Origin of the sequence: Leptothoe sp. ISB3NOV94-8A (assembly GCF_043421595.1) — a bacterium.
Lineage (GTDB): Bacteria > Cyanobacteriota > Cyanobacteriia > Phormidesmidales > Phormidesmidaceae > Leptothoe > Leptothoe turfae.
Window position 1 is genome coordinate 358,365 of the sequence record NZ_JAXSQW010000003.1, and the last position, 14,824, is coordinate 373,188.

11 protein-coding genes and 1 pseudogene are annotated in these 14,824 nt (G+C 43.8%); 6 read left to right on the top strand and 6 right to left on the bottom strand.

Features of this window, described 5'->3' with window-relative positions; translation table 11 throughout:
• The first annotated feature begins 195 nt into the window (after positions 1-195).
• Genes SPB21_RS33620 through SPB21_RS33630 form a run of 3 tightly spaced genes read left to right on the top strand, consistent with a single transcriptional unit; the run spans position 196 to position 2,719 of the window.
• Positions 196-1,032: a DUF3598 family protein gene (locus SPB21_RS33620; protein WP_499869414.1), complete on the top strand. Its 837-nt coding sequence runs from the start codon at positions 196-198 to the stop codon at positions 1,030-1,032.
• A gap of 32 nt (positions 1,033-1,064) precedes the next feature.
• Positions 1,065-2,519 carry a DASH family cryptochrome gene (locus SPB21_RS33625; RefSeq protein ID WP_499869415.1) on the top strand — a complete coding sequence of 485 codons (1,455 nt, stop codon included), beginning with the start codon at positions 1,065-1,067 and terminating at the stop codon, positions 2,517-2,519.
• A gap of 17 nt (positions 2,520-2,536) precedes the next feature.
• Positions 2,537-2,719 (top strand): DUF2256 domain-containing protein, encoded by a 183-nt coding sequence (locus SPB21_RS33630; protein ID WP_499061424.1) that lies wholly within the window; start codon positions 2,537-2,539, stop codon positions 2,717-2,719.
• A 105-nt stretch (positions 2,720-2,824) separates the two neighbouring features.
• Here the strand turns inward: SPB21_RS33630 and SPB21_RS33635 are convergent, their stop codons facing one another.
• From SPB21_RS33635 to SPB21_RS33660, 6 genes and pseudogenes are all read right to left on the bottom strand, one after another.
• Positions 2,825-3,082 carry a TIGR03643 family protein gene (locus SPB21_RS33635; protein ID WP_163669233.1) on the bottom strand — a complete coding sequence of 86 codons (258 nt, stop codon included), beginning with the start codon at positions 3,080-3,082 and terminating at the stop codon, positions 2,825-2,827.
• A gap of 210 nt (positions 3,083-3,292) precedes the next feature.
• The gene (locus SPB21_RS33640; protein ID WP_499869417.1) at positions 3,293-4,672 is read right to left on the bottom strand and encodes an MATE family efflux transporter; all 1,380 of its coding nucleotides are present in this window, start codon (positions 4,670-4,672) and stop codon (positions 3,293-3,295) included.
• Positions 4,673-4,945: 273 nt separating this feature from the next.
• The gene (locus SPB21_RS33645) at positions 4,946-5,443 is read right to left on the bottom strand and encodes an orange carotenoid protein N-terminal domain-containing protein (RefSeq protein WP_163697608.1); all 498 of its coding nucleotides are present in this window, start codon (positions 5,441-5,443) and stop codon (positions 4,946-4,948) included.
• A gap of 214 nt (positions 5,444-5,657) precedes the next feature.
• A complete protein-coding gene (locus SPB21_RS33650; RefSeq protein WP_163697607.1) occupies positions 5,658-6,236 on the bottom strand; it encodes a DUF1997 domain-containing protein in 579 nt (192 codons plus the stop codon).
• A 707-nt stretch (positions 6,237-6,943) separates the two neighbouring features.
• On the bottom strand, positions 6,944-7,909 hold the full coding sequence (locus SPB21_RS33655; RefSeq protein WP_499869419.1) for an NAD(P)-dependent alcohol dehydrogenase: 966 nt from the start codon (positions 7,907-7,909) through the stop codon (positions 6,944-6,946).
• Between the two features lie 15 nt (positions 7,910-7,924).
• Positions 7,925-8,044 (bottom strand): annotated as a pseudogene (locus tag SPB21_RS33660) (class I SAM-dependent methyltransferase); the annotation flags it as partial.
• A 136-nt stretch (positions 8,045-8,180) separates the two neighbouring features.
• On the opposite strand from SPB21_RS33660, the gene SPB21_RS33665 reads away from it, so the two are divergent.
• The 3 genes from SPB21_RS33665 (at position 8,181) to SPB21_RS33675 (ending at position 14,644) form a co-directional block, all read left to right on the top strand.
• Complete coding sequence (locus SPB21_RS33665) at positions 8,181-8,363, top strand: pyridoxamine 5'-phosphate oxidase family protein (protein WP_163697603.1); 183 nt, start codon at positions 8,181-8,183, stop codon at positions 8,361-8,363.
• Positions 8,364-9,044: 681 nt separating this feature from the next.
• Positions 9,045-10,769: an SIR2 family protein gene (locus SPB21_RS33670; protein WP_499869421.1), complete on the top strand. Its 1,725-nt coding sequence runs from the start codon at positions 9,045-9,047 to the stop codon at positions 10,767-10,769.
• Entirely contained in the window at positions 10,766-14,644 is a 3,879-nt protein-coding gene (locus tag SPB21_RS33675) for an nSTAND1 domain-containing NTPase (RefSeq protein WP_499869423.1), read from the top strand. Before SPB21_RS33670 ends, SPB21_RS33675 begins: the two co-directional genes overlap by 4 nt.
• Positions 14,645-14,824 lie beyond the last annotated feature (180 nt).

Genomic DNA, 14,824 nt, shown 5'->3' on the forward strand with positions numbered 1-14,824 from the left:
ACGTTCATTTTGCGAATGCTCTAGCAGTTTATACACAAGCTATGGAGAGAGACGTATCTAGATAGGTCTTAAGGGAAGTGATTTGTCCACAAACGTCTGAACATATTGCTTGTTTTTAGGTGATTTTGTAGAGATAGCAAAGCATTTCTGTAGCTAAACAGAAGTTTCGCTGGCTTTTAGAGGCCATTCAGATTCATGATGGAGACCAACTGGGAAAATTTCTTAAAAAATTTAGGGGAATGGCAAGGTTCGTTTACCTCAGTTTCACTGGAGGGAGAGATCTTAGACTCGACTCCTTCGATTCTTAACCTGGAAGGGGTCGAAGATAATCAGTTAGTAAAGTTCAGGGTACGTCGATTTGGTTCTGGTGGCTACGGTGAACCTCCCGTTTCAGACTACTCACAGGAGTATCGCTCCCTAGGAAAACAAGTGGTTTTCTTCGAAACGGGAGCCTTTTCTAAAGGGTCACTGCAACTGGCACCCTTTAGTGAATTTGGAGCAGAATACGGTTTTGTGACTCAAAACCGTCGATTGCGTTTTGTTCAACTCTACGATCGTCAAGGAGAGTTGAGCAGTCTTACCCTGATTCGAGAATTTCGCACAGGCACAAATGCTGCTGAACGCTCTCCCCTGACCCTTGAACAGTTGGTGGGGCAGTGGCAAGGGACCGCTTTGACGGTTTACTCTGATTGGCAGCCATCTGCGACCTATACAACTCACTTGGACGTGCAGGAAATCAATGGTGGACGTTTGCAACAAACCCTATCGTTTGGCAATCAAGCCATTACATCAACTGCTCAAATAACAGGTAATATCCTGCAATTTGAAGAGAGTCCTACCCCACGAAAGATTTTATTACTCCCTGATGGCACATCTAGTAATACCCCTCTGCACCTCAAACTCCGGCAGTCGTTTTTTGTTGAGTTAGGTTGGCTCGTGACGGACAATGAACGTCAACGCTTGATTCGTAATTACAACGAAAAAGGTGAATGGGTGAGTGCCACCCATGTGATTGAACACAGGGTTAAGTAAGTTTTTTTGAAGTTCAGATATTGTACTTACGAATGATCAATTTAGTTTGGTACCGCAATGATTTACGCCTGTATGACCATGAGCCAATGTTTCGCGCACTTCAAGAAGACACTCAGGTTATTCCAGTCTATTGCTTTGATCCACGCCATTTTTCCACGACTTCTTTTGGTTTCCCAAAAACGGGAGCTTTTCGAGGACAGTTTTTGCTTGAAAGCGTAGCCGACTTGCGCCATTCGCTAAAACAGTTGGGCAGTAACTTAATTGTTCGATATGGCTTACCCGAGGACGTGATTCCACAACTTGCCCGGCAGTTCAACATCAAAGCAGTTTTTTGCCATCATGAAGTGACTGCTGAGGAAGTTGCTGTTGAAAAAGCTCTCCAAGATGCACTGCTTACGCTGGGAATTCCATTGAGAACATTCTGGGGGGCAACGTTATACTATCCTGACGATCTACCTTTTGGGATTGATCAACTGCCAGAACTGTTCTCTAAATTCCGTAAGCAAGTTGAGAAAGCTGTGGTGGTTAGGAACGTGTTTCCTACACCTGTCCAGCTACCAAAACTAGCTGAAGTTGACGTGGGGCAGCTCCCTTCACTAGAGACGTTAGGGCTAAGTGCTCCACTACTTGATGATCGAGCTGTTCTCATGTTTAAGGGTGGAGAGAACGCAGGACAATCAAGATTACATGATTACTTCTGGGCTAAGGATTGTCTCAAGGACTATAAGCAAACTCGAAATGGTATGTTGGGAGCTGATTACTCTTCCAAACTTTCGCCATGGCTGGCCTTAGGCTGCCTTTCACCTCGTTGGATCTATGAACAAGTCCAAGCCTATGAAAGTGAACGCGTTCGTAACGACTCCACCTATTGGTTGATATTTGAACTATTATGGCGAGATTTTTTCCGTTTTATCTGTGCAAAACATGGCGATCGCATTTTTTACCGCACTGGATTGCAACGATTAATGATCGCTTGGCAAGAAGACTGGCCAAGATTCCAACTTTGGCAAGCGGGCAAGACAGGCTTTCCACTAGTTGATGCAAACATGCGAGAACTAGCAGCTACCGGGTTTATGTCTAATCGAGGCAGACAAAACGTTGCCAGCTTCCTCACAAAAAATTTGGGCATTAACTGGCAGATGGGAGCAGAATGGTTCGAATCTCAATTAATTGACTACGATGTCTGTAGCAATTGGGGAAATTGGAACTACGCTGCAGGTGTTGGCAATGATGCGAGAGGCTTCCGATACTTCAATATGCTCAAGCAATCCAGTATGTACGATCCCACTGGCGACTACATCAGACATTGGCTGCCAGAGCTTATGCAAATTCCTGGAGATAAAGTTCATCAGCCAGAAAAACTCACTATGGAGGAGCAGAAAAGGTATCAATGTCAATTAGGTATAGATTACCCGCGCCCAGTTGTTGACTTCTTTAAGTCCATAAAGTCAAATGAGCGACGTTACAATTCTGCATTCACTAGCTAACACACTCCCTGGAACATATGGCACGTCAGCGCTCTAAATCGAATCTTCCCACTAAAGTTTGCCCTGTTTGCAATCGCCCCTTCAGTTGGCGCAAAAAATGGGCCGCCTGTTGGGAAGACGTAAAATATTGCTCAGATCGCTGTCGCCGCCGTCGATCAAACGTCAAGATTGACAAAGAGAGACCAGATTCTGATTCGTAACTTTCCTAAAGTACTGACTTGGAAAATTAGGAAATATAAAGAAGCAACAACTAAGATAACAACATTCCCATAGCTGGAGCTGGTTTTCCCAGTTAGTAATGTTATTTATGAACCCTTTTGATTTTGTGAACGGAAGCGTCCACTGTTAAAGCTCCGCCGCTTCAAATGTTTAGTTTTGCGCCCAGTAACCCGTTTTCGCCACATCTTGAAACTGGAATGCTTCATTTCTCGCCGCATCAGCGTAATGACCTGTTTTTCCTTAAGGCCATATTGCAGCTCAATAGCTTCAAAGGGAGTGCGGTCCTCCCAGGCCATTTCGATGACTCGGTTAACAGTATTGGGGTTTAGACCAGAAAGTTTCATCAAAGGGGTTTCTTTAGTGTTGTGTCAAAGCAAGGAACCTGCATTTTACTCAGACTGAGTAGTGCTCAATCTATTCTCCTATACATATTTCTCAGACATTATAGCAGTCGCCACTAAGCACGACTTTATCCAAGTAATCAGGGAGTCTCTCATAAAACCACAGTAATTACATTGACTTTTCCAGCCTTTTAGGTCCTTAGACAATTCTTGCTACCGAACAACAACCTCTGGCAAAGTTGAAATTTTTTCTGATGTTGCTCTAGGGAGAGGACTAATCCAGCGAGATTGCCACAGCCAAGCTCCTAGACCCACTATTCCATTAGACAGACAGGCCGCACCAAAAATACCGGCGATGCCAAATAACTGACTACCCAAATAAGCTAAGGGAATATAAAAAAGCAACAACCGAGATAACGACATTCCCATAGCTGGAGCTGGTTTTCCCAAAGCGTTAGATGCCGAACTAGCCGTCAAAACAATTCCTAGGGCACCATAGCTAATAGGCACAAGTGTCAAATAAATATTAGCACTGGAGATAACGTCAGGGTTACCATCAAACCAAGCAATGACTTGAGATGACGACATTGCCAGTAAGATACTGATGATAACTCCCCAGCCCAGGCAGAAATAGAAGCTGAGTTGGAGCGCTTGCTTCACCCTGTCATATCTCTGAGCACCCCAATTTTGCCCAACAAAAGGACCAATACTGGCTGAAATTGCCAAAGGTACAATTAGCGCCACGGCTTCTATCCGTGATGCTAGCCCAAAACCAGCCACGGCTTCAGCTCCATAACGAGCAATCAAACCTGTGATAACTCCGACAGACAAGGGGGAAATTAGATTGGTTGCGGCTGCAGGCACACCAATAAATAAAAGGCGATACCAACTTTTTGCTAATGTTGCCAAACTTGGCAAGGTAAATAGCAATAAGCGCTCTCGGAAGTGAAGGAAGGCAAGAGAGGCGACGAGAGTACCCGCACGTGAAAGCACTGTTGCCAAGGCAGCCCCTTGAATACCTAAGGCTGGAAACGGACCCCAACCAAATATGAGCAGTGGGTCGGCCACAATGTTAGCAGCTGCAGCAAACGTCATAATCAGGCTAGGAACCATTGTGTTACCGGAAGCACGAATGGCACTATTACCGACCAGGGGAACAACCAGGAAAACCATGCCTAAATACCAAATACCCATGTAGTCGCGAATCATTGGCAGGAGGACAGAGCCAGCTCCCAAAGCTGTAAATAAAGGCGTAATTGTCATCAAGCCAAGAGCAGCAAGAATCCCAACAATAAGGAAAGATAGCAGTAAACTATCCGTAGTCAGGCGCTGTACCGTTTGCCGATTCCCTTTACCGATTTCTCTAGCAATGACAGAGGCCGCCCCTGTGCCTAAGCCCATGGCTACGCTCGCCAAAATAGACACGACTGGAAAGGTAAAACTGATAGCTGCTAGTTCATTTGTACCCAATTGAGCAATAAAGTACGTGTCAGCCAGACTAAACGCTAATACTGCCAAGACACCCCAAACCATGGGAAGTGATAGCTTGAGGAGCTGAAGCGGAACTCGACCTGTTGTGAGAGAAGACTGCATTATTAAGTTGGAGTGTTTGGCAGGATGTGAGCTGTCAAATTGAAGTGACAAGCTCAACAGATGTTGCGGGTGATGAGCAATTATTACGATCTTGGAGGAGAAACTCGCTGTAGTCAGCCAAATCGTCCAAGCCTAAGCAAGTCAATGCTATTTCTGCACTTAACCAGAACAGAATTTTCAAAAGGAATTGCGGCCAATGAATTTGCATGATCTGATGTTGCTAGTGAGCATTGACTTGCTTGTTGGGAAATAAGTAATCGCTTAAGCAGACGGTTAAGCTGTTAAGGGATTAATGCCCATCTTGCCAACGATTAGGCGTAGGACTGCAATCTGTTGGTTAAAGCCCAGGGCTATGAGCTTATTCAGGACTGCCATTGCTGGTGCAGAGAGCTGATAGTCCTGTGGTACCGGAATGACATCTCCGGAGCGCATCCACTCGGCCAACTGATACCAAAATGCCAATTTGTTGTTGCTAGTCAGGCATCCGTAATCGCGAGTTATGGCGTTGTTAGTTCCTACCACCAAATCGCGCATAAACTGTAGCTGCTCTTCATGGGATAGATTAGCCACTTGATAGATTAAATTTCCGGCTAGCTTGATCCGATCTGTTGCACCGGAAGCTGCAGGCGTTACTAAGCCTCCCATGTTTTCATATAGAACCCATAAGAGACCTAGTTGGTCGTCAACAGGTAGTCTTTGGATGGAGGCCACCGCATCGGGCACAGCGGCAAAGATATTAGAGTAAACTGGCTTGTCAGCAGCAATAGTCATGGGGTGGGTTCCTAGAATCTGGAATTCTTTGTGAATTATTGTAACGCAATGTAAATTTACATTGCAATTGTTTGGTTCTGGTCTTGAGTCCTCGAACTGAGTAAATTCAATTGTGTCAACAATGTCATTCCGATGGAGCCAGTTGATGACGCGATCGCCCCGACTTGGTAACGTCATACCTGCCATGCCACCAAGTATGCCAACGCTGTATGACTTAGCTAGCAAGACTGCCTACTGAAGTAGCTAGAGGAGATATTTGACTATCCTGATTGGCTCTGACCCAGCGACGATAATCTTGAACAAGTTGACGTTCTAACCGAGACTTGATGGTCAACAAGATGCCATTGAGAAATGCCTTGCCAGTTGTCTGCAAAACTTGCTCAGGAAACAGTTTGAGAGTAGGCGGTATTTCTACTTGCACCATTAAGTCTGCTTTTCCGATTAGCTCGGTGATTGTTTTCTGACGCTGAGGTTGCAGTTTGCCAGATAATTCTAGATGGAAAGACTGATTCAGGCGTTCTGCACCTCGAATCTCACAATTTAGCGATCGCAACTGAAGTGTCCCATCAGGATTTGTCCAGACTTGCAAGTCAGCAATAGGCTCAAACCGTAACATCATGAATTGCAAGGGGCGAAGCCGCAAGCGAAAGTGAGATGGGGCTAACTGTTGAATTCGGCTAGAATCAGTAATCGCTTGAACCAGACGCTGAGGCTGGCACAGATAGTGCTCAATCGAAGTTGCTTCGTTGGGCACGTTCATCCTAAGCGTTTGGGTTACGTGGAAATGTTGCATGGCAAGACTCCAAATCTATCTAAATATTGTTCAAGCTACTCATCCAAACATTTTGGATTGAGGTAAATCTTTTCTGATATGAACGTGTTTATGAGCACTTTTCCTCACATTGAGCCTTTATAAGGCTTTTTCGGCGGATTCTTGTTTGGAAAATTGATCCAGCGCAATTCCAATCGACCAAAGGAATAGCAGAAAAGTTGCAAAGGTCATCAAAGGCATCGTAGCGGCCTCAATTTATTACGTTTAGTAAACACTTACATTAGCTATTCTAATTAGCCGTCCTTTGGAAGATAGAGGGTGGAAACCCGTACAAATGTCTATTTCTAATGGCTATACAGATACTTCGGTTATCCGGCTTCTATAATTACGGTTCTCCACGTGGGTCAGAATTTGAGTAGTGTTTATATTACTCAGAGCTATCTAACTGAATCATTTCCCCACATATACTCAATATTCATAGAGTTGTTCTGACAATTCTCTTTTGTGATGACAAGAATAGAACTCTCTACTAAAGAGACCATAATGATTCTGAGACCCTTTGGATATGAGGTATACCTCCGATCTGTTGTTATCCAAAGATCTCGGGTTTTGGTCTAAGTTATAGAGTCTTCTATCTGGGCGTGGGCCTCTCTGCATCCTTTAGCCGGAGCACATTCAGTGATCCCTGTTGAGTGTATACAATCGCTTTCATGCAAACGGCTCCAAGCTTACAAAGTTATGACAACTTTTCCTCGGACATGCCCTGTTTCTAAATATCTGATGGCGTCTGCAACTTCGCTCAAAGGGTAAACTCTATCGATAACAGGTACAATCTTGTCGGCTGCAAGCAGTTCTGTCAAAAACTCCAGGTCACTCTGGTTTGCTTTGGTAATATCCGTGTTGCGCATTGTCTGCCCTCCAGTCTTTGATTTCCCTGGTTGCAGCATCAATTGCAACATCAAAGTTGGAGCATAGGCATTTAAGAGATAGGTGCCATTAGGGCTCACTATACGCTTAATATCTGAAATCGAACGATTGCCGACATTATCTAAAATCAGATCATATAGCTGCCCGGTTTGGGTGAAATCTTCACGGGTGTAGTCAATGACCTGGTTTGCTCTAAGCGCTCGTACCGTGTCCAGATTCTGTGTGCTACATACACCAGTCACAACTGCTCCAAAAAACTTGGCAATCTGTATGGCAAACGTGCCCACACCACCCGATGCACCATTGATCAAAACCTTTTGCCCTGACTGGATCTGCCCTTGATCGCGCAAACACTGCAAAGCGGTAAGGCCTGCAACCGGGACGGCAGCTACTTGCTCAAACGATAGTTTGGCCGGTTTTAGCACTAATTTATCTTCAGTAACACACCCATACTCAGCAAAACCTCCCCTAGAGATCTCTCCGTACACCTGATCACCCATCTTAAACTGCTTAACGTTTGGGCCAACTGCTTCAACTAGCCCGGCAATATCTGCTCCGAGCATCCTATTTTTGGGGTTTGGTTTTAGCAACCCAGAGATGAAACGAATAATAAATGGTGAGGCTCTCATAAAATGCCAATCCAATGGATTTGCGGCTGCCGCATGGATTTTAACCAGGACTTCGTCGTCTTTGGGAGCCGGTTTTTGGACCTCTTTTAACTGTAGAACATCTGGCGGGCCATACTTGGTATATACGATCGCTTTCATGGGATTTCTCCAAATTTACATTTTCTCAGCTATCACTAGCATTTCAAAGTCTTCAGTGGTTAACTGAACACCCCTTGAGAAAGCACCCAGATTGGCTCCAAAAATAGCAATTTTTTGAAAAGTGAGTGTCTTTAAAGGCGAGTGTCTTTAAAAGCCATGTAATCTCTGATCAGACCGAGCCTCCCGCTTAAGGCTAGAAAAAGAACTTGAAGAACTTGTGAAGCAGTCAGAGATTTGAAGTATTAAGAACAACTATCCTCATAGGTTCGTCATGGCTTTTGCTTACGCTAATGATGGTTTCAAGCTCTATTTCATGACTGGGCACGCATGCCAGAAAGTGCAAAATATCCAGCGTTGCAATAAGGTCTCTCTGACAGTTGATCGCGAGTGTGAAGACTGGGCGCAAATCAAGGGACTTTCCATGGGGGGCATGGCCGCAGTTTTATCTGAGTAACACCTGATATCAGCCGATAAGGTATTTTGCGAGTATAAGCTTCATAACTTTAGTCATGGGAATCAAATGTAATTATATTTGGCTGTAGCGATCTCACCATCCAGGCATCGACATTTTGCTCTGGGATTGGATAGGGGGTCTCAAAGCCAAGGGCACCGATGGGCTTAAACCCAAATCGTGAACAACACCGATTTTACCTAACCGGACTCCCTGGGCGGCGGCTCAAAAGATGTTTTATGGTTTAAATCCTGGTTTCAATTTAGACCAGACGCTGCAACAAGTCAGTGTTTCGTCTATCCCTGCCCATTATTTCTGGGTTGGATAGAGATTTTTATACCCCCCAAGGATCACCATGAAAAAGGAATCATGCCAGCTTTAAAGTTTTAGGGATGGCTTGAGTTAAGTATTTTTGAGGAAGATGATAAGGCCCCGTCGGTCGATATATAGTTTTAGTAGCGAACAATCGATCTACTAAGCTTTTTCATTTTTTCTGATATAAAGCTAACTCTTAATGGAAACCCCTAAGAGTTAGCTTTAGTGCTTTTAGGATGATGTTTTGGTCTCTCTAAGTGCAGTTTAGATAAGTTTAAAGCCTAAAACCTAGCACAAGCAGATCTTTGATATTTTCTTCAGGTCGCTGACAAGTGTGCGCTTGAAAAAATAGTTATAGGAGATGTTTAGATGTCTAGAAAAGTTCTTATCTTGGCGGCAAATCCCACTGGTACTTCGCCTACCAGACTGGAAGAAGAAGTGCGGGAGATTGATGAGGGTCTGCGGCGATCTAAACATCATAACCAGTTTGAACTTTTTCAGCGATGGGCCGTACGTCCACGAGACATTCAGCAAGCAATGTTAGACGTCGAGCCGCAAATTGTTCATTTTTGTGGATATGGCGTAGAAGACCAGGGACTTATTTTTGAGGATACAGTCGGACAGGCAAAGCTAGTCAGTGGTGAAGCGTTAGCTGCCTTATGTAATCTATTCTCTGAAAAGTTGGAGTGTGTTGTTCTCAATGGTTGCTACTCAGAGATACAGGCTGAGGAAATTGCTAAACATGTCCTCTATGTGATTGGCATGGAGCAAGCTATTAGTGATACAGCTGCCATCGAATTTGCTGTCGGTTTCTATGGCGCTTTAGGTGCCGATCGTTCAGTTGAATTTGCTTACAAGTCAGGCTGTACTGCTATTCAGCTAGTAGGGGTGCCAGAACATTTAACGCCTGTCCTTCATCAGGGGAGGAAGTCGCTTTTAGCTCCCTCTAACATAACTGAAAATTCTGGCTCAGAAAGCTCGGAAGCTCACTACGAGTCTCTTATAAAAGCGATTACTGCTGGTCGAGTAGTTCCTTTTCTAGGATCGGATATTAATTTGTGCGATCGCTCCATTCAAGGCGATGGCGAATTTGAACCCTGGAGACCTCAATGCCCCTACCCACCATCAGGTAAAGAACTCGCTGCCTATCTGGCCAAAACCTTTCCGCCACAGCCAGAAAAAGTTATTCGTCTGCTGGCTCATCAAGACTCAGAGATCAATGCTGATGAATTACCGACAGAATATCCTCTGATTAATGAGGTCATTCATGAGCATGCAATTTTAATCTATCCCGACAGTGAAGGTAAAGGACGTTTGCATGTGGGCGGAGGACTGCTCCAATATTTATCTCAATATGCATATTTGACGAAAGAAGGTGAGCTGTATGACCGACTGCAATGCCTTGAACTCGGTTGCCAGCCAAACCAATTACATCGGTTCTTTGCCAGGCTGCCAGCTATCATGCGAGATAAGGGATATTATCCCCCCTATCCACTCATCGTGACCACCAACTATGACCGGGCATTAGAACAAGCATTTGAAGATGCTAATGAGCCGTTTGATTTAGTATTTTATTCCAACACTATTGATGCCCAAGAGCGAGATAAATTTGTACATCAGCCACCCGATGGTCCCCCTCAAGAAATTCAAGAGCCCAATAAATATAAAGGTCTCTCATTTGATGAAAGACCCGTAATACTCAAACTTTATGGCACTGCAGATCAAATTAGTGAAGGGGAGAGTTTAGTCATTACTGAAGAGCATTATATCGAATATCTGGTTTCTAGAGATCTCTCTAGTTTACTACCCGCTAAAATACTTGGAAAACTACGTACTAAAAGAACGAACGTATTATTTTTAGGGTATCTCTTGGGTAACTGGAATCAGCGGATTATCTTACACCGGATTTGGCAAAATTTGGGGCTAAAAAAAAGAGATGCCTGGTGGGCGGTCCAGGCAAGCCCAAGACCCTTAGCTCAGAAGCTTTGGCAGAGTTACAACATCGTTGTACATGATTGGCCTCTAAAAGACTACATTGCTGAGCTAGACCGGAGGGTAAAGAATATCCCTGCTAAAAGGAGACAGGATTTATGAGTGGAGCCAGCAACCGCATATCTAACACAGATCTATCTTCCCTTCCCTATAAAGGATTAGCCCATTACTCTGAAACCGATGCCCCCTTCTTCTTTGGTCGTGCGAGTGAGTGGGAAGTTGTCGCTGATAATTTGATGGCGACCAGACTAACGTTGCTCTACGGTGCTAGTGGTGTAGGCAAGAGTTCTCTGCTACGGGCAGGTGTTGCTTATCATCTCCAACAAGATGCAAGAAAGAATTTGGTAGAGTTTGGTGCACCTGAATTTGCCGTAGTTGTATTTAATGCCTGGCAAGATAACCCATTAGAAGCGTTAACTCAGCATATAGAAAAAGAAATTAAAAGTCTGCTCAATGGAAAAACCTTTGAAGCATTATCACCATCATTAAGATTTAATCAAATGCTAGAGAGTTGGGCAGAACGTCTCAACGAAAACGAGGGTGGCGGTGAGTTATTTATCATTCTCGATCAGTTTGAAGAGTATTTTTTATATCACCCTAATGAAAAAGGAAAGGGCACATTTGCTGAGGAGTTTCCTCGGGCCATTAATCGTCCTGATCTCTCCGTTAATTTTCTAATTTCTATCCGTGAAGATGCTTTAGCAAAGCTAGATCGATTTAAGGTAAGTATCCCAAATATATTCAGTAATTACTTGCGTATTGACCATCTCGATGCCAAGTCAGCCTATGATGCGATTTCCAAACCGATTGAAGTCTATAATCGTCAATCACCTGATAAAACAACAGTTACCCTTGAAGATAGCTTAGTCAAGGTTGTCGTTGATCAAGTTAGTCAGTTCTTTGGCGGTAGTGATGGTCGTGGTATTTCTAAGGAATCTAGAGTGGAGTTGGAGAAGCAGATTGAAGCTCCTTATTTGCAACTGGTAATGGAATACCTTTGGAAGAAGGAAATAGAAAATAAGCGTTCAAATTCTTTAAGACTACAAACATTGTTTGATATGGGGGGAGCTGAAAAAATTGTCAGTGACCATCTCAGCCGACAGATGGACCTGTTACGGAAAGAGGAAGGTGAAGCGTCGTTGGTGGTTATAGCAAGGATTTTTCAATACCTGGTAACGCCTTCTGGAAGTAAGATTGCTTATCCTTTAAAGGATTTAATCGGAATTACAGAATGGCCTGAAACTCGGCTAAGAAGATTACTAGAGAAACTAACAAGTGGAAAACAACGCCTTCTTCGAACTACTAGCAAATCATCTGATGCATATTCTGAGCGTTATGAAATTTTTCATGATGTTCTAGCTCAGCCAATTTTAGACTGGCGCAAGCAATACTTACTAGATGAAGAAAAATATCGCCGTAACCTTGCGATTAAAGAAGGTCTGCCAGCTCAGTCGATACGTCAGATCAAATCTATGCAGGATGAGAAAGCTGCTTTATTGGTTCGCCAAGCTTATTGCTTTTATAAGCGAGAGCGCAACAAAGTTCTTTATCAAATTGATGAAGCGTTACGAGAAATACTCTCCATTTCATATTTCAGTAACATTCTGCGAAGCCATGAGAAAGGTGTGTTTGGCTTTGCTGCCCTTGCCTTTAATCCCAAAAATCCTCAAATGCTAGCTTCAGCTGATTATAACGGTATTATTCGGCTGTGGGATCTTCATCGTTCACCGACCGTTCATCCACCTCAGATTTTGCAAAATCAGCAACACGATGTTCACACGCTCGCGTTTAGTCCAGATGGTAAGATTTTAGCGGCTAGTGGTGCTGATTGTACGATCCATTTATGGTCAAATATAGACCAATCTAATTTGTCATCTCGAATTTTGGGTCACCATGATCAAAATATTACGTCAGTAGCCTTTAACTGGGATGGAACAATATTAGCGTCCGGTAGTGATGACGGCAAAATCAAACTCTGGAATTTAGACAATCAATCAGAAGATGAACCTGTAGCCGTTCTCAGGGGCCATCAAGCGGCTGTTAAAGCTGTTGCGTTTAGTCCAGATAGACAGAGTGGCTATTTGCTTGCTTCCGGTAGCAAAGATAAACTAGTCAATCTTTGGGATATTCGTGACAATACATGCCTTAAAGTCCTAATACGTCATGCTGATGTAGTGCGTTCAGTAGCTTTTAGCCCAGATGGACAATGGTTAGCTTCAGGAGGAGAGGACAAGAATATTGTTCTTTGGGATCTAAGGGATCTTAAACAGGTAGAAGAACTCGAAACATTACTTGCTCATAAAGACAGTGTGCATTCGGTGGCTTTTAGTCAAGATGGACAGTGGTTAGCCTCAGGTAGTGAAGATCAGACCATATGCTTATGGGAACTGGCGGCTGTCAATCAAAAAGTTAGCCGCTTAAAAGAAAGACTTAAAGGTCACAGTTATGGTGTTAGTGCAGTGGCCTTTAGTCCTGACAATCAACTATTAGCCTCTAGTAGCTGGGACAAAACCATTAGACTCTGGCATTTATATCCATCTAAGGAAATTTCTCGGATTATAGGAAAACATACAGATAATATTGTATCAGTCGCCGTCAGTTCAGATGGCCATTGGTTAGCTTCAGGTAGTTGGGATAAGACAGTGAGACTATACGATCTGAGTAACCCAAACGTGCAACCTAGAGTCATTGGAGAACATGATGACAAGGTCTTTGTAGTTGCTTTTGATCAAACCAGTCAAATGCTGGCATCAGGTAGTAAAGATCAAACCATAAAACTCTGGAGAGATTTTCAAAACCCTGTACAACAACCTGAAATTCTTAGAGGCCATCTTGACGTGGTCAGTTCTGTTGCGTTTAGTTCAGACGGTCGATGGTTAGCCTCTGGTAGTTGGTCAAAAGATGGCACCGTACGACTATGGGATCTGTTAAATTCTGATGCTACTGGTCAAACCATTGACACAATTTTGTGGAAGCATGAAGAGATGGAGACCCATGCATCAGAAAGTGTGACATCAGTCGCATTTAGTCAGGATGGACAAATGCTGGCTTCGGCTAGCTATGATAAAACTATTAAACTATTAGATCTACGTAAAACGGATGGGCTGTCCTGGGATTCACTATATGAACAACCCAATGTTGCTCCTATAGTGCTAAAGGGTCATAGTGCTCGGGTTTGGTCAATAGCGTTTAGTCCAAATAGCCAGACACTCGCTTCAGGGAGTGATGATCGAACGATTAGATTATGGGATCTGAGCCAAACCGAGGTACATCCTACACTCCTAAAAGAGCTTGAAGAACATAATTTTTGGGTGAGCTCAGTGGTTTTTAGCCCAGATGGTAAAAGACTGGTCTCTGGTAGTTATGACAAAACCATCAGGATGTGGAACCTCCGCCACTTAGATGAAGATCCCATTGTTTTGAGAGGGCATGAACAAAGTGTCACTTCAGTTGCGTTCTATCCCGACAGTAAGACACTGATTTCAGGAAGCTACGACAATACTGTTCGCCATTGGATCATCGACACAGATCAACTTGCCGATATGGTCTGTGAGAAGGTGCAGCGTAACTTGACCCAGAAGGAATGGCAATGGTTTATGGGGCCTGATATTCCCTATGAGCAGACCTGTTCTAACCTGCCTCCTGGCGAAGGTACTTTGGCAGAGAGGGTACGCGTACAAGAAGTCAGTGAATTGGAGCGTGAATTTCGAGTCAAACTAGCTCAGCTATTTTCGGGTCAGAAATATGTTTTGCAAGTCATTGCGGAAAGGGATGCTGACCAGAAAGATACGGCTGAGGAAGATATTTCTACACCGTTGAATAAGCCTAAGGGTGATGAGGGAACTTATTATCGTCTAGAAACACTACGCCTGCTAGGTTTTCTTAAAATGACCGATCCGGGACAAGGGCCTGGCTCGATTAGATATGGCTTGTCTTCAAAATATCGAGAATATCTCAATAAAATAAAGGAGCATTAGATAATTCCAAACATGGTAGCTGACAAATTAGTTTGCACCTCTAGCTCTGATTCGGATCAGGTGGGTGCGACAGCTTGCTAGATTCTCTAAAATTCTCTCAAGGCTTGTTGCCAGTGTCGTTTATAGTGGTTTAGAAAACTTAACATCCTTACACTCTTCCTCTGAACTATGTAGGATTAC